Genomic DNA, 21589 nt, shown 5'->3' with positions numbered 1-21589 from the left:
TCTGTCGCCATATACATCCAAGCCATTACAATATTTCGATATACCCTTCTGTTCCATGCACGCGAATTTGTTGCCCATCTTTTATCAGTTTGGTAGCCTTCTCCACTCCGACAACTGCCGGCAAGCCATATTCACGTGCAATAACTGCTCCATGGGTCATCAGTCCACCTACTTCAGTAACTAGACCTTTTATGGATACAAATAATGGTGTCCAGCTAGGGTCAGTAAATGAGGTGACTAATATATCTCCATCTTCCAGATCAGCTTCTTCCATGTTTAAGATGACACGTGCCCGCCCCTCTATAACTCCGGAAGAAACAGCTAGACCTACAATAGCTTCGGCTGGCAGATTTTCTCGTTTGTACTCACCCGAAATGATTTCCCCGTCCGACGTGATCACACGTGGTGGAGTTAGTTTTTCATAAAATTTGTATTCGTCTTTTCGTTTGCTAATGATCTGGTATTCCAGTTTGTTTGTGCGTACGACTTCGCGAAGTTCTTCAAAAGTGAGATAGAATATATCTTCCTTTTCATGAATGACGCCCGCTTGTACGAGTTGTCCCGCTTCTTTCAGTAAAGCCTGCTTATAAACAAAGTAGCGGTTAACCATGCCATATTTTGGATATTCCCGGTATCCGATGAAATTACGGATGAGGTCGATCATTCGTTTGGTTTCGTTGGCTTTTTGTTCACCATCCGGTAATTGCTTCAATCGCTCTAATAACTCTTGTTCTTTAGCCATAGCTTCCTGTCGCCCTTGCTCAAATTTTCGATGGCTGGCATTAGGCTCAAAGTTTTTGATATTACCAAGAATCATGGGGACAAGTGTAATTGGTTTTTCACTCCAACGAGTTCTTGAAATATCGATTTCACCGGCACATCGCATTCCGTATTTGCCCAGATAAGTATAGATAGCGTTTTGAGTTTCCTGTCCACCATCAAACTTAACCAGTTCATCCAAAAAATTATCATCTGTTATATCTTGTAAATAATCAATGACTTCCGGATAAGGACGAATCACATCTGCGACATCCAATAGCGCTAGACCCATTTCTGAAGTAATGTTGTTTGGTACAGATTGAGAAAGCGTATCTGCTGCGTTTTTTTCACCTAACCACTCGTACATTTTTTCATTGATCCATGCTGAAGCATCCATAGCAGTCATAAACACCGCCGTACTTTGTGGATCAAATAAGATCTTCTTTAATTGCGGGATATCTTCCAGGATAAAATCAAACAAATCCGATCCTGATTTCGTTCGGATGTTTTGTTTCAACTCTTCTATCGATGTTTGATTACGCTTAATCAAATCTGAAACGATGGTCGGGTCGTTTTCGATTGGTGCTTGAAACCCCGCAGACGACATCCCTTTATTGCTTTTACCAATACTCTGTTCTTTTTTATCATTTGGTAATGATTTTATAAAATCTCCTCGCTCTACAATAGTCATAACTGCGTCTTTTATGAGCGGATCGTGTTGTCCCATGGCATTTAATAAATTTTCTCTGCTATCCGGTGAAGCCAGATTAGGTGTGATATCAACAAACAACCTTCCACCAGCTTTTCGCATAGGTGCAGGAGTAATTAACAGATGAAAAGACAGTCCCAATGGTTTCATGGGATCAGTCATCATTTGTTGATGGCCGACAGATACGTAAACGTGATTCTCTTGATCACTTGCTTCAGGAATCGGGAATAAAGTAGTGATTGGCCGGCTCTGGACGATATAAAAGGTATCATGGTCCAGACACCATTCGATATCTTGTGGACAGCCAAAATAAGCTTCGATCTGTCTTCCGATCCGTGCCAGCTGTAAAATTTGTTGTTCAGTAAGTGTTTGAGCCTTTTGCTGATCGGGATCGAGCTGCCGGGTTTCAGTGCCGCCTTCTGGTAGTCCATAGATAGCCAATTGTTTGGTTGATATGATCTTATCGACGATTTCCTCTTCCTGTACTTTATAACAATCGGGAGAGACCAGACCAGAAACCAGTGCTTCTCCGAGTCCAAAACTGGCATCGATAGATAGCAGCTTCCTGTTATTGCCAATCGGATCAGCGGTGAACAATATCCCTGAAGCCTGCGGGAATACCATCTTTTGAACGATCACGGATAAATAAACTTGACTGTGATCAAATCCATTCTGCATACGGTAGATTACCGCGCGTTCAGTAAACAGCGAAGCCCAACATTTGCTGATATGCTGCAGGATGGCTTTTTTGCCGATGATATTTAAATAGGTGTCTTGTTGACCCGCAAAAGAGGCATGCGGCAAATCTTCGGCAGTCGCGCTAGAACGCACTGCATAGCCAAGCTCATCACCAAGCTGGGAGAGATATTGAGTTACTGCTTTCACAACATCGGAAGGAATTTCTGCTTCCATAATGAGTTGTCGAATCTTCCGGCTGATTTCACCAATTTGATCCCGATCTTCTACTTTTAACATAGTTAACCGATTGAGCAAAGCAGAATACGTTTCGTTTTGTGCGATGGTTTTTTGATATCCCGTTGTTGTAACACAAAATCCTTCGGGTACTTTTATTCCTTCTATTTTTGATAATTCCCCTAAATGGAGCCCTTTTCCGCCAACGAGCAAAAGCTGCGTATTGTCCACTTCCTGAAATCCGAGAACCAAAGAACTCATTTAACATCTCTCCTAACCATTAAATTGAGAAAAAAACATTTGACAAGAGTTCAGCGGCATGGTAAATTTAAATTGTAAGATGAAACATTTATGTCTATACATATTATAAAAGACGCAGACTGATTATATCATCGTGTCTGTTTATATGCAATATAGAAGAACCTGATAAATTACTCAGGTTCTTTTTTGATTTCCCTCTTCCCTTAGTATCATCATTAAGTGATCACTTTTTCACTTATAACAACACAAAAAACGGCTGCCGATCATTTAGCAGCCGTTTTTTGTGTGCATTTGTCGAGCCTGATCCAGTTACTTTTGGACCGTTACGATCATCTTTGCCGTTCTGGTCTCACCCGCCGGGTTGCGTAACACAGCCTCGTATTCATAGGTTCCCGGAACCTTTCCGGAGAGTGCTGTTACTGCCGATTGGGCGCCGGGCGTATGAGCCTGCAGAGGTTGCGTGTCTACCAGAACTCCATTCTCATAGAGCTCATATTCGGTAGCATTTGTCCCCCACCACAGATTCATACTGACGCTAAAACTACCGTCTCCATCCCAGTTGTCGTTCGATAATACCGCTTGGCCCGGGGAAGCATCGGTGACGGTCACAGTCAGCGGCGAACCTTTCGTCGTACCCAGTGAATTGATCAGTTCACCGGTATAGACATACGTAGCGTTCTGCTTGCCGGTAATATCAATCTGCACGGACTGGGCGGATGGAGAATGGTCAGCCAGAGGCACTTCTTTGATGAGCTTGCCATCCTCGTACAGCTTGAAAAGAGTCCCGTTGTTGCCCCCATCGTAATAGTGTAATCTCCGTCTCTCAGACCCGTATCGTGCCCGTTATTATCGGACAACACTGGAGTGCCTGGAGCGCTGCTCGCCAGCGGCGTCACCTGGCTGAGCCATGCGGCCCACTTACGCAGCGCGTCTGCCTGTTCAGCCGTAAATACCGTATCTCTGCTGGCATCAACCTCATTGGCGTATGCCGCGAGCAGCTGGCGCGCCATCGCACCATCACGCGCATTCGCCGATTGTTCAGCCTGCTGCAGCTTACCGGCAAGCTGTTCAGCAACCGCTCCTGCACCCGGGTCTTCCGATTCGGCTGCAAAGGTGCGTGTCAGCTCTGCCAGGCTTACGAAGGTAGCAGTAACTCCGAAGCTGAAGTCAACGCTGCTCTCCCGGCCCGCACGGTCATAGACCGCTGCAGTTACTGAATTCAAGCCTGGCTCCAGCGTATAAGCCGGGGCATTCAACATTACGCCATTCGGCTCGGCCACGCCGGAGGCCGTATCGGCGGCCGTGTAAGTGATGTCTATGTGTTGATCAATAGTGTATTCCGTTTGACCCTGAATAGCGATGGCCGGAGGTGCGAGATCAATCGGCACTGAAAGCGACTGTTTGGTCTCCTTGTTGCCGTCCAGATCAACGCTCCAGTAAGTCACAGTGTGATTGCCCTCATCGCTCAGAATTAGATGCGTGCCGCTCTCAATTTCGCCGCCATCGACTTGGTAATAGGTCGTGTCAACTCCCGGGTCTTCATCCGTCGCGGTAAAAGTTACTTTTACCGCTGAAGTATACCACCCGTTCTGCGACTCTCCTTCTACTGCCGCGGTCGTATGCGGTGCTGTCGTATCCGATGGTTCCTCTTCCAGTGTGACAAGGTCGGACAGTGGAATATCCAGCTCTTGTACAAGCCGTGCCACCATCTCGGATACCTTGACCGCACCGTTCATCTGAAGATGGGTATTGTCCTCAGTTGTACCTACCCACATGAAAATAGATTTGGTGCCCTCAGGACCAAGCTCCTGGAAATATTTCCAGCTGGCCTGATTCAGATCGATCAGTAAAGCACCGGTTTCTTGCGCCGTCTCTTTCATTGCCTGCACATATTCCGGGAAGCTCTTGTTCAATACTTCTCCGGTAAAATCGCGTCGGTTGACCGGCGTAACCAGAACCGGAATTCCGCCTCTCTGTACAGTGCCGTTAATGTAATCTTTCAGATACACCTTGAACTGCTCAGGTGTAAGGTAACGCTCAGGGCGGGATGGTGTGGAATCATTATGGGACCACTGCATGAACAGATAATCCCCTTCGTGAATGCCCAGCAGAATGTTGTTGAGATATCCGCCTACGAGGAAGGTTTTACTGCTTAGGCCGCTTACAGCCCGGTTATCGATACTGATCTGATCCAGATCGAAGTACCCTTTAAGCGTTTCGCCCCATCCGGCCTGCGGACGATAGCTTTCCGCATAATTGGCCACCGTGGAATCACTTGCCAGATAAATAACCGGCTGATCGCCCGCACCGTTGCCCGGCAGACGTTCAATCTTCAGCGCGTTGATCTTTGGTGTGCTGCCTGAGAACTCAAAGTTAAAGACGCCGTCAATCAGGGCGATGTCATATGAAATTTCCTTGAATTCACCCTTCGGTACAGTTGTAACCGGCAATTTTGGCATTTGTTCTACAATAACCCCTGCGTTGGTGGATTCTTGCGAATCGCCAATAGTCATTGTTACCCGGTAATTGGCCGGTTCCATTTCTACCAGGAAAGAGGTGCCGTTCACGCGGGTGAAATCCTCCTTCAGGTCATCCCCGGTTTCCCGGTTCTCGTCCTGGACTAGCGCGGTATTGGCAAAGCCATAACCGTTTCCTTCCAGGTAAGCTCTTTTGGCGTCTACCTTCGTGTATCCTTCAGCAGCGATTCCAGAGCCAAAATCAAACTTGTACTCGCTTATCTCGCCTGCCAGTTCACTTGTCAACGAATCACTCGCGACCGTCAGCATGTTCATTGCATGGTCGACCTGGGCCTGCGTCGCTTCCGTACCGATGATCGCTTCCACAGCCGCCAAAGCTTTATTCAGCACCGCTTTGGATGCTTCTGTATAAGCCGACAGATCCAATGCTTTCACCTTGTCATGAAGCGCAATCAATGCCTTCTGATCGCCGGCAACCGGCGGCAGCTTCGTCCCTTCAATCTTCACGTTATCGATCTGAGTGGTCCAGTTCAGTGTGCCTCCCCCGCCCTTTCTCGTTCCCAGGAAGCGGAGTGCCCTTGCGTTATTGGCGTAGACGCCAGGATTAATCGGAATATCCTCGATCGTCTGTGTGACACTGGGGTCCGCCAGGCTAGTCAACGTCAAATCTATCGTCTTCTTGGCAAAATTTATATTGACATCCACATTGACCCACTGGTTTTTCAGGATGTTTGTGGCTGTGCCGCCTTCCGGTACAGCTGAGGTGCCGGTACCATAGTCTGCTGTATATGGGCCTGCAAAATAATGGATTTTCGTATCTGGACTTGTGGATCCGGTCTTTGTTAACAGAGTAAAAATAATATTATCGTTCGCATCCTGGAGTGACAGATGTCCTTCCGACGGGGAAGCGCCCACATTGCCGGAATGCCAGTCAAAATTGACATTGACGATGTCGCCATTCACTGCATCGAACAGGCGGAACACTTTCGCCCGGTGTCCGGAGCCGGAACCGCTAAGGGACAGCAGCTTGTTCCCGTTCTGCTCTGCGACCGTTCCCGTCATCTGCCCTCCGATACCTGTGGCATTGACCAGCGCATATTTGGAGGCGGCAGGATCGCCCTCAAAGTTTTCCTTATAGACCTGGATCTCCGGTTCCGGCTCGGGTTCCAAAATGTCCGGGTCAATGACATACGGCGAAATGCTTAAATCCATGTCTTTCACCGCTCCCGCAACCAATGCGGCAATGACCTGCGCACCGTAGCTGCTGAAATGCGTATTATCACCCACGCCGTTCGGATACTTCGGATATTCGCCCGGATTGGCGTACAGGAAGATTTTCTCCGTAGCATTCAGGCCGATCTTATCGTAATACGTAACGCTTAACTGGCTCAAATCAATTAGCGGCGCGCCCAATTCTTCCGCTACTTCTTTGGCAGCCTTCACGTATTCCGGGAAGCTTACGTTAAATTCTTGAGTAACTGTATTAAAATCTCTGCGCCCTACCGGAGTAAGCAGCACCGGTGTTGCACCGCGCTGTCTGGCGCCGTTCACATAACGGGCCAAATATGTTTTGTAATCCGCCGGAGATGCATACCGGTCCGGAATGCCTGCACTGGCGTCGTTATGGCCGAAGGAAATAAAGAAGAAATCTCCCGGCTTGATCCGCTCTAATATCGTATCCAGACGGCCGTCAACCATAAACGATTTGCTGCTTCTGCCGCCGATCGCATCATTCTGGACCACTACGCCATTTGCAAAATAGCGTCCGAATTGCTGACCCCAGCCCTCCTGCGGAGCCTGCATGCTACTATAAGATTGCATCGTCGAATCGCCGGCCAAATAGATCGTCGTCGCGGCTCCCGGTGATTGCTCCGGGTATTTCTCGATGATGATTTCCTGCACGTCAATGGCCGTGCCGGAGAAGATGAACTCCAGCTGGCCGTCTACCAGCGCAACGTCATAAGAATAGATCCGGGGTTCACCCGCATTCACGCTGGTCACGGCCAGCTTCTGAACAAATTCGGATTTGACGCCTACGTTCGAGTCGCGTGCATCATCGCCCAGTTTGAACGTTACCTTGTAATTGGCATTGGGCAGGTCTACGGCGAATTTGGCGTTTTCCGGCAGAGAAACATGGTTTGCATCCACCGTAATTCCGCTTGTCTTCTCGAATCCGTAACCCGTTGCTTGTGCATAGAGTGTATCCTGCACGGCGGTTGTACCAGCCGCCGGGGCTGTACCGAAATCAAAGTGATAGACCTGCTCCGGCACTTCTTTTCCGCCGGTAAGAGCCAAATTCGCTTTAGGAAATTCCGTCGCTTCCGCCCCGAGATAAAATCCCGTGTGAGGCGGCTGGTTGTAACTTACATTCTGCCAGGCTACACCCAGCCGGTATACCGGATCTTGCATCAGCGCGGGAATCCGGTAGCCCGTCGGAATTGTCGTCGTATAAAGTCTATATTCCGTGCTGTCTTCACTGCGCAACAGAAGCTCCTCACGCCAATCGCCCAATATATCCGCCTGAAGCGCCGGATTTCCTTTGGTGTGGTTATTGGTCAAGCTCCCTGCTGCCCGGAAGATTTCCTTCAGCTGTTTATTCCCGTAATCCCACTTGTAAATGAGCGGAATACCTTTCGCTGTACTGTTGTTCCATTCGTGGTCGAACAGCTCCCGCTGGAGATCGCCATCCCACCAGATCGCAAAGTTTGCACTTCGCGGCACTTCATTCTGTTCATAAATGACTTCTCCGTTCGCCGCATATCCGCGGGATAAAGGGTCCATCTGTCCGTTGACAATCGTGGATGCCCAGGATTCGTAACCAGGGTAATTCGGATCAATATCCGCCGACATTCCGCGGCCGGTATCTTTCCCTGTATACTGGCCCCAGATAATTTCTCCTGTAGCGGCATCGCGCATCTCCAGCCCGTATTCGGCATTCGTATGTTCATGCACGCTGACGATCTGGTAGCCGTCCCGGTTCGGATCGAGCTTGCCGGCATGCATCGCGTCGCCATGGCCGAGTCCGGTGCTGTACAGCAAGCTTCCATCGTCGTCAATCGCAAGCGCGCCGTACATGATTTCATCTTTGCCGTCAGCGTCGGCATCCAGCACACTTAAATTGTGGTTGCCTTGTCCCTGATATTGAGCCCCGGCCTCGTTGGTGTCAAAGGTCCAACGCTGCACCAATTTGCCGCCATCATAGTCATAAGCCGCGAGCACGGTGCGCGTATAGTAGCCGCGGGCCATGACTACGCTTGGCTTCACGCCGTCCAAGTAGGCAATACCGGCCAGGAACCGGTCTACACGGTTGCCGTATCCGTCGCCCCATGCGCTTACATCGCCTCTTGGAGGCTCATATTCTACGGTGGACACGGCTGCTCCGGTCTGTCCGTCGAACAGCGTAAGATATTCCGGGCCCGTCAGGATATACCCGCCGTCGTTACGGTAATCCTTCGTTCCGTCTCCGATCACGGTGCCTTGACCGTCCTTCGTTCCATCCGCTGTTTTGACGACGACCTCGGCTTTGCCGTTGCCGTCCAGATCATACACCATCAGTTGGGTATAATGAGCTCCGGCACGGATATTGACACCCAGGTCGATCCGCCAGAGCTTGGTGCCATCAAGTTTAACGGCATCAATATAGACATTGCCGGTATAGCCTGCCTGGGAATTGTCCTTCGAGTTGCTTGGACTCCACAGGAAAACGATTTCAAATTCGCCGTCGCCATCCAAATCCGCCACGGAAGCATCACCGGCATAATAGGAATACGTGCCCCCGTCTTTGGTTCGGCCGTCGGCCGGTTTATCCAGCGGAATGGGTAAATAATCATTATGCCACACCGATACCGTCTCCGGCTGCATTTCTTCCTTGCCGGCAATGACGGCGGAAATCTGATACTGTGAGCTGTCTGCGCCTGTTGTGTCCACATAATTCGTGGCATCGCTGATGGGCGCCGTATTGACTTTATATCCGTTTTTATACACATTGAAAGCGATTGCATTTGGATCCGTATTTAAATACCGCCAGCTCAAGAACACGCCGTTGTCGGCCAGAAGCGCAACCAGACCGCGGTCAAGATACTCCGCCTGACGGGCGGTCTGACTGCCCGCTGACTCTGCATATCCTGGAGAAGGGGGAATCGCTAGCGAAATTACCATTAGAAATGACATGAAAAATGCAAGCACCGGTTTCTTGATGGAAATAGCTTTTATACTCATGTACTTAACTCCTCCTATTTATCTAAAATTCATTTTAGAAATCAGGGGAAAATCCGAACATGAAACCGCCTTAACAGCGAATCTTCAATCTTCTTCATATCTTCAAAATGTTCTCTTTGCTCAGTCTTGTGATGATCCCCCTTTCTTGACCGTATCTGAATTGTGCAACTTTGACTTCATCCTGACACTGCATCTCCGGTCATGTCTTTCATATTGAGCGGATCAAACCCCGCATCCAAATATGCACAAAGTGTATCAAATAATGGAATGATGTTCTTCGCAATAAAGCGCATTTTAGACCTACATTCGACTTTTTTGCATTTATCTTGGTTCTGAACTATAGATATTTTGGAAAAGAACTTATAACATAAAAACAAAAAAAAGCCGTCAATATGGCGGCTTCTGATGCACAAAATGACTAAATATCTCGCTCCTCATACTGAAAAGGTTCTTCATACGAATAAATCTCATGGAAAAATCCGAAATACGGGATATCGTCTTCCATGCATTTTATACGATACGACAGTTCCTCATCACACTCCGGCTCTTCGCCGTTGTTTCGCATTACCTCGAACGCATCTATAATATTCTCCAAGAAGTTTGCTTGAATAAACAGGGGCAATGTATCCAACATCGAATTTTCGATCTTGGTCTCAGATCTGTATCCTGCGAGGACTGTTTCAAAATAATCCTCCATAAACTTTTTACGTTTACCGGCGTCTGGTTCAGATTGTATCCAGCCCATTCCGTTTCCCCAGATACTGGCCAAGTCAAACATATACCAACAGTAACAAGAATTATCGAAATCATAAACGGTTATTTGCCCGGTATCAAAATCTATCGAATAATTCCCATCGTTGTAATCAAAATGGTTCAACCCAAAAGTCTCTTTGTTCCGGTCTACCCCTTCTAAGGTATTAAGGAGCTCTACCAACTTCTCCTTAAGCGGAGATAAGGAATCCGGTATCAGTTTATCAATATATTCGGCATTGTATTTGTCAAAAAAACTATACCGGCGATGGATAGGAGTATACTCTTTCGATATTTGGTGCAGTTTCCCCAGGACTTTACCGCAATTATAATAATATTCGGTAATTGGAGCGCCTTCCCGGTACTGGTAATTATTTTCTACAAGCATTTTCCCCTTGGCCTTTTTAAACAGGCTGATAAAAAAGATATGATGACTGTGGCTGATCTCTTCCAGCAGATTACCCTTCCTGGAGCTGACTACATCCGAGACACTTCCTCCATGCTCGAATAAATACCTGATATACTCAAGTTCTCCCAGAAAATCTTCCTTGCTCCTGTCCGGTAAGAAAGCGATTCTGAGTATTTTTGCGTCGGCGCCCTCTTTCTCACAGGTGTATACGACATTCCGCCCTCCGTCATGTGCCTTAACCAGACCGGTTTCATAGCCTTCCAACCCGTATAACTCTGATATTAATGGTAGTAAATATGCATCAACGCTTTTAACAACCTCGTTATAAGTGATAATATCTCTCCTTTGGCTATAACGTATTTATAATAACTTTTGTCCAAACTCCTTCAATATATGTACAGTTTACCAGTTCCTGCCGATAACAGGATGGTGAAAAACAATTATAATTGAAATATCCTTCTTCCGTAGTAGGCCGATAAAACAACTTTTTTTAAAATACAAAACCCGCGCGGGGCGCGGGTTATTAATTACTTTAATATTCTCCTTTAATTACAAAAAACGAACCCCGAATTGTTCCAGCTAGTTTAGACTTCTGCCTGGCAAACTTAAACTTTGCTTCTAACTCCTTTGGGATCTCCATCCCCTCAGAAAGCTTAAAACCAACTGCCCGTTTCTTAGGGTCATCCACCGTATACATGACATTGACCGCAAGACCATCCTCATAAAAGACGTAGGCAAATTGGATGTTTTCCACTTGAAAACGCGATGTTTCTAAAGGTTTGGCCGCAAACTCAATATCACGTTCTTCTTTCAAAATCCGGTTCACATAAGCAAGGGTTTCCTGGCTTTCGCTGGCTGGGACAACCGTAAATTCATGCTTGTACTTATTCATAAAGTAACGGGCTTCATTCGCACGTAAACCGGCAAGCGTTTCTACTACAGGTGAAGATTCTAAACCAATCGTAGACACATTTTTAAAATCAACGATATAGGACATGCCTATGCCTCCTTCTATACTCTTTATTTCCTTATAACAGGAATCCACATTTCACCAAAAACTAATCCGTTTCGCTGCCCCATCTCAACCGTTGTATTTGGCCCGCCAACATAGGCTACATTCTTTGCTTCCGGCAAGGCTTGACCAAAGGCAAGGCCGGCAAGGTTATTATTCAGTTCAGCAGCCGTCTTCGCTTCCCCTTTAACAACCAGGTACTCCCCCTTAGGGAATTGAATAACTCTGGCTTCTTCTGGTGCAGCGGCCTCTGTCATGACGCCAGCATAATGCATCATCTTGCTATTCACCGCTTCGTTCACAGCAAAAATGTAGTCATTTATGGCTATGCCTTTTAAATAATCAAGCCTTCCATCTTGGCTGACGGCCTGCCAAAAATCAGACTTTTCCTTGTTTATGCCAGCATAGTCTGTGTAATCACTTGTAAGCTCCGTTCCTAAACCTATAACGGTAAAGCTGTCTTTTTCTTCTAAGGTATATTCTGCCATATTCAGAACCTTCCTTCTTGTTAAATTAATCAAATGATTTGTCTTCTTCACTTGATAAGTATATGATAGCCTTAAATCATGTCAAAAAATGATACTGTTTAGGAGTCCGATGAAAAAAGTTGAACGGATTAATATCATCATGCGGTATATCAACAATCGTGCCCACTTTACAATTTCAGAAATCATGCAGGAATTTAACATCTCCCGTTCGACAGCTATTAGAGACATCAGAGAAATTGAGGCCTTAGGGATGCCGCTTGTCGCTGAAGCTGGACGGGATGGGGGTTATTTTGTCATGCGAAACTCAGTACTTCCCGTCGTTCGCTTTACCAATAATGAGGTCAAAGCCCTTTTTATTGCCTTTATGGCCACTAGAAATCAACAACTTCCCTATCTAAAGAGTCGTCAGTCTTTATCTGAAAAATTACTGGGCCTCATCTCAGAAAACCAGCAAGAAGAGCTTTTTCTTCTAAATCAAAGCTTGCTTTTTGAAGGGACCAACCCCAACAATCCCGACCTGCTTGATCTTTCAGACCTCCCCCATCCCATGTTAGAAAAACTGATCCAAATCCTTCTTTCAGATAGTTATTTATTGATTACCATCAAAGAAGAGAAGGTAATAAAGTCTTATCCAATTTATCTCTTGCACCTTTATCGTGAAAAAAGCCTTTGGCTGATCGAAGGTTTTGACTTGAAAGAAGAAAAGAAGCAGATTTTTCCTGTCGACCATCTCACTAGTGTTATACCCTACCCGACGAAAAAAAGATTAAGTAAGAAAAAGATTTTAGAAAAGCTAAGTAAGCAGGAAGAAGTAATCAACCTGGTCCTTGAGCTTGGTCCAAATGCGATTGCCCAGTTCAAAAAATACCATCCTTTAAAGGTTTCAATCTCCTATACGAATCCTTACCAGACCACAGCCGTTCTAAAGACTTTTATCAATGTTAACAAGCCCGAAGAATTGACCGAAATAACAAATTGGCTACTTTTCCTCGGTGGGGATATAAAGGTTAGGGAAATGCCGGAAGAAGTCTTACAAGGTTTGCAAGAGAGATTATACTTATTCTGCCCATAATTAGTATCCAGTTATCCCCTTTTCTGTACACCCGCGCCTGGCGCGGGTTTTTAAAGGAATATGTACTATCGGCATAGATCCTATAATTTTTATTTCTTGGATGGATAAAAGCTCTTCAGCACATTACGCATATCCTGCTTAATGTTGATGTCTGGACGCTTTTCTTTGGCCAAGGCTTCAGCCTCGTCAACCGTCGCAGCATGACCAAGTTCGAGCAGTACGCCTGTGGCTACCGTTCCCGTACGATTTCGTCCGCCGGCGCAATGGAAATACACGGTCTTCCCGCTATTCACTGCTGCTGTTACCGCCTGGATCGCAGCTTGAATTGAACCTTCCTGGCCGCTCTCATCTTCCACAATCGGAAAATGATGACGGGTTACCTTGGCAGGAAAGCCTTCTGCTTTAGTACCGGTATCTCTTAAATCAAACACATCGGTAATCTCTTGCTCCTGAAGAGCTTCAAGCAGTGCATTCTCTCCGCCGATATATACTTTTCCTTCGATCAGTTCGTGATAATTTGTCATTACATTTCTCTCCCTATGTGTTTAGCAGCAACTGCTTCCGCCACTTATAGTTAGTCTTACGCCTTGTTCATCATGAGCACATCGCCGGATCGTTATTTACCAGTTTCAGCAAATTGTTTGATGCGCTCGCCCACTTGGTCACGCACCCGCTGGAAGACAGCCCATTTTTCTTCATCTGTTCCTTGCGCTTTCGCTGGATCATCAAATCCCCAGTGCTCACGTTTCACTTTAGGAGGGGTAATTGGACATTTATCTGCGGCATCTCCACACAAAGTAATCACGAGATCGGAGTTGTTCAGCAGTTGCGGATCAATAATATCCGAGGTTTGACTTGAAATATCAATACCCACTTCGTTCATGGCTTGTACAGCCTTCGGATTTAAACCATGAGCTTCAATACCAGCACTGTATACATTCCAGTCGTCACTCAGGTATTTTTTTGCCCAACCTTCGGCCATCTGGCTCCGGCAGGAATTTCCTGTACACAAAAAATAAATGGTTTTCTTATTCATGATTAATAATCTCCTTTAGTTTTAAAATAACGGAAGGCCCGCATTTAGCAGCCCATACACAACGACATACACCCCGATGGAAAAGAATACGATCGCCCAAAGTGCACCCTTTACCACTTCCATGGTCGGTACAGCATCAAGAACATAGTTAAAGCCGAATCCCCCTGCAGCTAAGCGAGTATCGCTCCACCAGGCAGACCAACCAATGGACAAATTTAAATTAAGCAAATTAGATCGGATCTCGAACATCATTATATAATTATGAGCTTATATAATCAATAACCTAAATGTCACTCGCAGCAAACAGCAGTTGGCACCTTTTTCATATTAGATAGGACTGTTTGGAATTAGGAGTAAATAGTATACCCACGAATTCACACACTTGCATTTTACAAGTAATCACGATATAACTTAAGTCAAGAGGTGAAAACAATGGAAACCCCACGAGAATTATTCCAAATCATGACCCGGCGTTTAGGATTACTGAATAAAGATTGCTGCAGCGTAGGCGGATGTAATCTCTCCGCAGCCCAAAGCCATCTGCTGTATGAAATTGATCGGAGCCATAGTCCTTCCATGCAACAGGTTGCTGAAACACTCGGGACCGATATTACAACCTTTAGCAGACAAGTCCAATCTTTGGTGAAAATGAAACTGGTTACAAAAATGGCTGACAAGGCAGATCGAAGAGTCTATACCCTGGCGCTTACTCCCGAAGGGAAAATGGTGGCAACAACGATTGATCATCAAATGAACGCCTACCTGGATGAAGCTTTTTCGAATATGAGTGAGTTTGAAGTAGAAACTTTACTGCGTTCGATTAAGCTGTTCAACGAAGCTATGGGGAAATCCAGCAATTGCTGTGCACCAGTAAAAGGGTGATATCTCTTGACTTATACTTGCAATTTGCAAGTTAATTCAACATATAACGTGAAAACTAATCCATACCTTTAAAGGAGTGTTCAATCATGACCCAAATGACAAACGACCAGATCCGCCAGAATGTACGGGGCCGCTACCAAAAAATCGCCGTAAAAAAGGTCGAAGCTGCCTCTTCCTGCTGTACCCCAGCCGAAAGCTGTTGTGACTCCCCTTCTGATTTTGATGCCATATCCGCTAAAATGGGCTACTCCAGTGAAGAACTGGCTGCAGCTCCCGAAGGTGCCAATTTAGGCCTTGGATGCGGCAATCCTCAAGCTATTGCTGAACTGCAGGCTGGTGAACATGTTCTGGACCTCGGGAGCGGTGGCGGATTCGATTGTTTCCTGGCCTCCCGGCAGGTAGGTGACCAAGGCCATGTAATCGGTGTGGATATGATACCTGAGATGATCAGCCGCGCAAGGGAGAATTCTATAAAAGGGAGATTTATGAACACTGAGTTTCGTTTGGGCGAGATTGAGCATCTTCCCGTCGCCGACAATTCGGTAAATGTGATTATCTCCAATTGCGTTATTAATCTTTCGCCAGATAAACAACAGGTGTTCCGTGAAGCCTACCGGGTCCTTCAGCCGGGTGGTCGTCTGGCCATCGCGGACATCGTAACTACGGCGGAGCTTCCACCTGAAATTAAAAATGATCTTGATGAACTCTACTCCGGTTGCATCTCCGGTGCTTCTTCCATTTCAGATGTTGAAGCAATGCTTCGCGAAAGCGGCTTTGCTGATATCCGGATTGAGCCTAAAGACGAGTCCAGAACATTCATTAAAGACTGGGTTCCCGGTGCCAATGTTGATCAATACATTGTTTCAGCCGTTATTAAGGCAGCAAAATCTTAAATCGATTTGGAGGTTATGGGATATGAGGAGCATTACTGTTCGGAGAGCAACGTATGCAGATATAGTGGATATTCTTCACATTTATAATCAAGGCATTGAAGATCGAATTGCTACTCTTGAAGAAGAAACGAAAGATCGTCTCTTCATAAACAACTGGTTTGATGAACATCAAGGAAGATTTGCGATTCTGGTCGCTGAAAATGGACAGGGCATGATTGGCTGGTCATCTTTAAATCATTATTCCCTTCGCTGTGCGTATCGTGGCGTGGCCGATTTGTCCATCTATATTCATAGGGAATATCGAGGTCAAGGCATCGGATCCATACTTTTGGAAGCTTTAGAAGAAGAAGCCCGAAAAAATGAGTTTTACAAAATCGTCTTGTTTACCTTCCCTTTTAATAAAAATGGGCAAGGGCTGTATCGAAAAATGAACTATCGTGAAGTCGGTGTATTTGAGAACCAAGGGATTTTAGATGGAAAGCCGACTGATGTGATGATTATGGAGAAGCTGCTTGTTTGACTTGATACGCCAAGAATGAGTCCAAATTCTGGATGAATGCAATCCATGGTACTAGACATTGATCTATCCGCCAATGGGACCTAGTTCTTGTCCTGCGCAAAGGACAAGAACTTGTATCCTTTATGACTCCTTCCATTCCATTAGGTATTCCTCCTGATTGGTGTTTTCATCTAAAAGAGTTTCTTTAATAGTAAAGCCGTTCTTCTCATAGAAGCGTGTTGCTGAAGTATTTTCTTTATATACTTTTAATGTAATTTTTGATTTTTGAATTTTCATGAAATTAATTAGTTCTTTTCCATAACCATTTTTTTGATAAGACGTATCAATAAAAAGTGCCGCTAAATAGTCCTCAACCATAGAAACGAACCCAACAATTTCTGATTGATTGTAAATTACATAGGTGTCCGACATTGGAATGTATTTATCTCTCATCTCCGTTTTTTGAGAAAGCCAATATTCTTGATCGATAAAATCATGTGCTTGAATTGAGCCTCTATACCAAATATCAGTTAAAGTATCAATATCACTTTGCTTATGTAACTCTATTCTCATATTTATTTCCCCTTTTCTTTGCTTCTGGGCGTTGGATATAATTTGTTTTTAACTCAGTATACGCGAGCAACGTCGTTTAAGTTGCTTGTTGTTTAGAAGGTCACAATCACTTTGCCCTGGGAATGGCCCGTCGACACTTTAAGTAACGCCTTGTTAATGTCATCAAACGTATAAGTTGAATCTATAGAGGGCTTGATATTTTCTTTTTCAACAAGTTTGGTGATTTCTTGTAATTGGCTTCCGTTGTCTTGCACAAATAAAAAACGATATTCATTTTGTTTCTTACGCGCTAAAGAATCTAAACGAGCACCCACTAGACCAAACAATGCTTTTTTCCACATTGGAAAATGATTGTCAACTGCAAAGCGATAATTAGGTCCTGCTTTCAATGATACCAGTTTCCCTTGTGGTTTTAAAATGCCCAGTTCAGCTTTGATCTCTTTGGTACCTAAGGTGTCGATCACATAATCGATATCTGATAGTATGTTAGCATAATTCTCTGTCTTGTAATTTATAAATTGATCAGCCCCGATCGACAGTGTACGTAATTTGCCTCTTTCACTGCCACTTGTAATAACATATAATCCCATTGATTTGGCAATGGGGATTGCCATAGCTCCAAATCCTCCGGTTCCTCCAGGAATGAAAAGCTTTTTATTCGGCTGGGCAAGGAGTACATCATGCAATGCTTGATAAGCAGTCAAGGCAGTAAGGGGTACCGCAGCAGCTTCAATAAAAGATAGATTTTCAGGCATGATGGATAATGCATCTTCATTCACGGCTGCATATTCAGCAAAAGCACCGATTTTATTAAGCGGCAACCTCGTATAAACAGGGTCACCAACCTTAAAATTCAAAACATCATCACCAACGGCTTCAATAATTCCAGATAGTTCATTCCCTAAAGTTAATGGTAACTTATAGTCGGCAATCATCCGAACACTTCCATTTAGATTAAGGATGTCCAGTGGATTTACACCTGCAGCTTTTACTTTGACAAGTACCTCATGGCTATTGATCTGTGGCATATTAACATCATTTATTTCCACTTGTATTATTTTTGAATATTTCTGTATTTGTGCTGCTCTCATATTCATCATCTTCCTTTGCTAATTTGGGGATAGCATCGAACAGCTTTAGACTAAAAACATGGCGCACAATCTTCAGTTGTACGCCATGTTTCACCTTTATTCGGTTCACTGAACTTTAAAATTCTGAAATTATTGGATAGATTCGGCCCCTCAGATTGAAATCATAGTTCTGATCTACAATCCCTACCCCTTCGTTGTTATCATAAAGATCCAACATGAAGCCCGCCATTTGTTTGGCAGTGTGGTACTTAGGCATGTTTGATTTGTAATCAAATTCTTCAGCATCTAATGATTTCTTCACGAATTCTGTTTCCGTTATTGCTGGTGCTAAAACTTTTGCTTTTAGTTTTGCGCCTTTCATTTCTAGTTCCTTTGCAAGCCCTTCTGTGAAGGCACTAACGTAATATTTAGATGCAGAATAAGCAACACTCCCAACAGCAATGGCATATCCGAGTGCGGATGAGACGTTAATTAACTGAGTTCCTTCTACATCAGCATAATCTCGCACATATAGTGTAGAAAGGATCGTCAAGGATTCGATGTTAACACGTAGCATAGTTTCAACTTTATCTAAATTCTGCTCTACTACAAAAGAAGCTTCACCGAGCCCCGCATTGTTAATCCAGGTCTCAATTTGGTATTCCTTTAGATTGCTATACAGTGTGTAGGCCTGATCCGTAACAGACAGGTCACTAGTACGAACAATAACATTTACAGTAGGATCAATATCCTGAATTGCTGATTTGAGTTCTTCTAATTTGTCCAATCTTCTAGCTACCAAAATTAAGTTTTTGCCACGTGCAGCAAACGCCAATGCCGTCTCATATCCAATCCCTGAACTTGCTCCTGTAATAACTGTATACTTCATAATATTCTCTCCTCCATAACATGCAGATTAGTGTAAATGAGTTTTAAGTACAATTTAGAACGATCGTTCTTATTTAGGTAAAAAAAAAGTATGTCTAGACGGCCATATTCATTTTCAATGAAACGTGGCTTTTTATCTGTGTATTCCTCCCATGCCAACAATATAACATATTTAGAACGATCGGTAAAGAATGATTTTATGGCCTAAATTAAGAATGGCTGCCACCAGTGTTGATTTTCGGCAAAAAGAAAGCCGCCTAATGGAAGGGCGGATAATTGGAATAGCGATTAGAACTACCTGTCAATATATTCAGCAAGAATTCGCTGAACATCGAAGTTTGGTGTTCGTATCTGTTACTTTTTTCTTAGTTAGGGATAGTACACTTTTTCTACTTTATATAAAGTATGCTCGATAATTGAGCAGAGTTCGGCATCCACTTTGTAAAATTTAACTCGAAAGTATAAACTTTTCAAAAAGTTCTTTATATTATTTTTTTGCTTAAAGGCAGGTAGAAATTCTGAATTTTTTTCCACATCACCAAAACTTTGAATCCATTGCTCTACATAAGTCTGACTAAGTATTTTTCTATTTAAAACACTAATTATGGAATTTACCATTCTCTCATCTTCCCCATCGGAGTAAATCCGATCTGTTATGGTCAACTTTTTGTAAACCAAATCGAGGATGGTTAAGAGGTCATTTTTATCTAGTTCGGAACATTGAGCCAAGTCGTCTAAAGCATCTGCTGCATGGGCTATAGCATGAGCCCAGCCTTTTTCTTCGTCATACCCACGGTAATCACGCTCTTCTTGTACATGTAAAAATACTTTCTCTTTGATCTGATGAATTTGCTCTCTTGAGAGAAATGATGATTCTCTATGCCTCATCAAGAGGAGCGGTATGACTAGCATTGAGAAAGATCGAGTGAAGACAGAGTCTGTATTTGTTTCACCAAGCTTAAAAAGTAAATGGTTGTTATCCAAAACAACTGGCACAAGTTGTTCTAGTTCGTTTGCAGTTAGAAAATTACCGGGAATCCAATGTGATAAGATTGTATAAATTAGCTCATCACGTAGCTCAGCATCCAAAGAACCGATGTTATTCATCATTTCTTGTATCAACTGGAATATATCGGGAGGTGCTTGGTAGCCATTTTCTTTTATTAATATCAACTTTTCTTTTAAATTCATGTTATACGCTCCTACTATTATAGAATACTCCGGTGAGTATTAACCTCCAAGCCTTGTTACCACACCACAACTAACAGTACAATAATTCCGAGCCAAATCAGCCAGCTTACTGGGTGACCGAAATTTAATCCCCAGCCGACTCCGAATCTTTTCTCGACGATTAGGTTTGGATCCTTACGATTGAAATAAATCATACCTAACAGCCATTTATCATCATCATGAACAGGTCTGACATTGGAGTAATCGGCAGATCGCTCCAAGCGGCTTCCGCCCTGACCAGCCCAGAACGATAAGGCGAAGCCGTATAGCATGATAAAGGCTATTATGATTAGGATAATGGGGATAGCGAAATTGATGTTAAGCAGAGATATCATGTTTAGTTGCACGACGGAAAACAGGATAACTAATAAGAAGCTTGCTGTAATCATAAAACATGACCAAGTACGGCGGAAAGTTACGTCTTGTCTAATGGAACGGTTCGGATCAGTGGGTTGAACCTGCTGCTTCACTCTGCGAATACTCCAATTCTCAAATATGAACAAAAGTGTTATGAACACTTGTATTATCGTAGGAATAAGCACAAGACTATAAGATTTAGCTGCATAGCGGTCTACGTTCCAACTACTGTTGAAATGGATCGGAATCTGATCAGGAATCAGATCGTAGTTGCGTAGCACAGTTACAATACTAACAACAATAATTAAAACATGAATGAGGAACCAATTACTAGACAAGCCAATGTTTCTTTTCCGAAATCCAGTGTCCACTGCCATGATCGATGGTTCCGGAGCAATAGGCAGCATAGGTAGTAAACTTTTCATTTTGAAATGATAGCTAATGTTTATGACTAGGGAGATTACGACCATGGCGAGTGAATAAGTGACAATGATCCAACTTTGTTGCTTGGAATGTTCATCACCGTATATTAGGCAGATGATACAAACAATGAATAGGATGGTATGCAAGGTAGCACTAATCCTAGCATATGACTTCCGCATCTGGCGCAGAGGCTCACTGTGGAATTGTACAGCGCTGACGGTGACCCCAAAACTAATCGTCTCTCTTGTTAAATAAGGCATGCTTACCATGAGTACAATGGTAGGTACAAATACAAAGATCATTACTATAACAGGCATTATCGTCATATCATTCGCCTCCTCTTATACATAAGTGTGTATTCGAAAACTCTATAACCCTTATAGCATAGGCGATTCATCACTATGCCTTTTTGCGTATGATTATCCTATTAACTTAGGATAGGTAATCGACTTGAACATAAATTTAATTATAATCGATTTTAGTGACTATAAGGGTGAAATTAACTATTTATCCAGATTTATTTGCTACGCAGAGCTACTCATCTGACAACTGAATTATGGCAAGTACATCTGTTTGAAATTCTGTGTAGGTAAAGGACAGGTTTTCGTTATCCCAATTTTGCTGCTGAGAATACGAACTAAAGCTTCAAGCTGTTGTTTGAAGTTATCCTG

Annotated in this window: 17 protein-coding genes and 3 pseudogenes; 4 read left to right on the top strand and 16 right to left on the bottom strand. The window is 44.2% G+C overall.

Annotated features, from left to right (window positions below; genetic code table 11):
* Positions 1–25 precede the first annotated feature (25 nt).
* The 8 genes and pseudogenes from ppsA to ACAN56_RS00785 all read right to left on the bottom strand — a co-directional run bounded on the left by ppsA (position 26) and on the right by ACAN56_RS00785 (position 11995).
* On the bottom strand, positions 26–2641 hold the full coding sequence (gene ppsA, locus ACAN56_RS00810) for a phosphoenolpyruvate synthase (protein ID WP_379139765.1): 2616 nt from the start codon (positions 2639–2641) through the stop codon (positions 26–28).
* 309 nt (positions 2642–2950) lie between these two features.
* The gene (locus ACAN56_RS00805) at positions 2951–3346 is read right to left on the bottom strand and encodes an early set domain-containing protein (protein ID WP_379139763.1); all 396 of its coding nucleotides are present in this window, start codon (positions 3344–3346) and stop codon (positions 2951–2953) included.
* Entirely contained in the window at positions 3289–4350 is a 1062-nt protein-coding gene (locus ACAN56_RS35475; RefSeq protein WP_489685686.1) for an OmpL47-type beta-barrel domain-containing protein, read from the bottom strand. Before ACAN56_RS35475 ends, ACAN56_RS00805 begins: the two co-directional genes overlap by 58 nt.
* Before the next feature lie 828 nt (positions 4351–5178).
* Positions 5179–7314 (bottom strand): annotated as a pseudogene (locus tag ACAN56_RS35470) (GDSL-type esterase/lipase family protein); the annotation flags it as partial.
* A gap of 87 nt (positions 7315–7401) precedes the next feature.
* Positions 7402–9336: pseudogene (locus ACAN56_RS35465) on the bottom strand (rhamnogalacturonan lyase); the annotation flags it as partial.
* Positions 9337–9754: 418 nt separating this feature from the next.
* Complete coding sequence (locus ACAN56_RS00795; RefSeq protein ID WP_379139761.1) at positions 9755–10759, bottom strand: phosphotransferase enzyme family protein; 1005 nt, start codon at positions 10757–10759, stop codon at positions 9755–9757.
* 268 nt (positions 10760–11027) lie between these two features.
* A complete protein-coding gene (locus ACAN56_RS00790) occupies positions 11028–11492 on the bottom strand; it encodes a DUF8821 family protein (RefSeq protein ID WP_379139759.1) in 465 nt (154 codons plus the stop codon).
* A gap of 23 nt (positions 11493–11515) precedes the next feature.
* Positions 11516–11995, bottom strand: coding sequence for a GyrI-like domain-containing protein (locus ACAN56_RS00785; RefSeq protein ID WP_379140399.1), 480 nt, complete (start codon positions 11993–11995; stop codon positions 11516–11518).
* Positions 11996–12104: 109 nt separating this feature from the next.
* Here ACAN56_RS00785 and ACAN56_RS00780 point away from each other — a divergent pair, with 109 nt between their 5' ends.
* Positions 12105–13067 (top strand): helix-turn-helix transcriptional regulator, encoded by a 963-nt coding sequence (locus ACAN56_RS00780; protein ID WP_379139757.1) that lies wholly within the window; start codon positions 12105–12107, stop codon positions 13065–13067.
* 89 nt (positions 13068–13156) lie between these two features.
* On the opposite strand, the gene ACAN56_RS00775 is transcribed toward ACAN56_RS00780, so the two are convergent.
* The 3 genes and pseudogenes from ACAN56_RS00775 to ACAN56_RS00765 all read right to left on the bottom strand — a co-directional run.
* Positions 13157–13591 carry a protein-tyrosine phosphatase family protein gene (locus ACAN56_RS00775; protein WP_379139755.1) on the bottom strand — a complete coding sequence of 145 codons (435 nt, stop codon included), beginning with the start codon at positions 13589–13591 and terminating at the stop codon, positions 13157–13159.
* Positions 13592–13683: 92 nt separating this feature from the next.
* On the bottom strand, positions 13684–14103 hold the full coding sequence (gene arsC / locus ACAN56_RS00770; RefSeq protein WP_038592300.1) for an arsenate reductase (thioredoxin): 420 nt from the start codon (positions 14101–14103) through the stop codon (positions 13684–13686).
* A 33-nt stretch (positions 14104–14136) separates the two neighbouring features.
* Positions 14137–14238: pseudogene (locus ACAN56_RS00765) on the bottom strand (ArsB/NhaD family transporter); the annotation flags it as partial.
* A gap of 297 nt (positions 14239–14535) precedes the next feature.
* Here ACAN56_RS00765 and ACAN56_RS00760 point away from each other — a divergent pair.
* The 3 genes from ACAN56_RS00760 to ACAN56_RS00750 all read left to right on the top strand — a co-directional run bounded on the left by ACAN56_RS00760 (position 14536) and on the right by ACAN56_RS00750 (position 16398).
* Positions 14536–14985, top strand: coding sequence for a MarR family winged helix-turn-helix transcriptional regulator (locus ACAN56_RS00760; protein WP_379139752.1), 450 nt, complete (start codon positions 14536–14538; stop codon positions 14983–14985).
* Positions 14986–15071: 86 nt separating this feature from the next.
* The gene (locus ACAN56_RS00755) at positions 15072–15878 is read left to right on the top strand and encodes an arsenite methyltransferase (RefSeq protein ID WP_379139750.1); all 807 of its coding nucleotides are present in this window, start codon (positions 15072–15074) and stop codon (positions 15876–15878) included.
* Positions 15879–15900: 22 nt separating this feature from the next.
* Positions 15901–16398 carry an arsinothricin resistance N-acetyltransferase ArsN1 family A gene (locus tag ACAN56_RS00750; protein WP_379139748.1) on the top strand — a complete coding sequence of 166 codons (498 nt, stop codon included), beginning with the start codon at positions 15901–15903 and terminating at the stop codon, positions 16396–16398.
* A gap of 120 nt (positions 16399–16518) precedes the next feature.
* Here the strand turns inward: ACAN56_RS00750 and ACAN56_RS00745 are convergent, their stop codons facing one another.
* The 5 genes from ACAN56_RS00745 to ACAN56_RS00725 form a co-directional block, all read right to left on the bottom strand.
* Complete coding sequence (locus ACAN56_RS00745) at positions 16519–16950, bottom strand: GNAT family N-acetyltransferase (RefSeq protein ID WP_379139746.1); 432 nt, start codon at positions 16948–16950, stop codon at positions 16519–16521.
* Positions 16951–17042: 92 nt separating this feature from the next.
* Positions 17043–18041: an NADP-dependent oxidoreductase gene (locus tag ACAN56_RS00740; protein WP_379139744.1), complete on the bottom strand. Its 999-nt coding sequence runs from the start codon at positions 18039–18041 to the stop codon at positions 17043–17045.
* Positions 18042–18156: 115 nt separating this feature from the next.
* Positions 18157–18909, bottom strand: coding sequence for an SDR family NAD(P)-dependent oxidoreductase (locus ACAN56_RS00735; protein ID WP_038592286.1), 753 nt, complete (start codon positions 18907–18909; stop codon positions 18157–18159).
* A 368-nt stretch (positions 18910–19277) separates the two neighbouring features.
* A complete protein-coding gene (locus ACAN56_RS00730) occupies positions 19278–20099 on the bottom strand; it encodes a DUF2785 domain-containing protein (RefSeq protein ID WP_379139741.1) in 822 nt (273 codons plus the stop codon).
* Between the two features lie 56 nt (positions 20100–20155).
* Positions 20156–21244 carry a DUF1648 domain-containing protein gene (locus tag ACAN56_RS00725; RefSeq protein ID WP_379139739.1) on the bottom strand — a complete coding sequence of 363 codons (1089 nt, stop codon included), beginning with the start codon at positions 21242–21244 and terminating at the stop codon, positions 20156–20158.
* Positions 21245–21589 lie beyond the last annotated feature (345 nt).

The organism is Paenibacillus paludis (assembly GCF_042610515.1).
Lineage (GTDB): Bacteria > Bacillota > Bacilli > Paenibacillales > Paenibacillaceae > Paenibacillus_AQ.
This window is presented reverse-complemented; position numbering and strand designations above follow the sequence as displayed.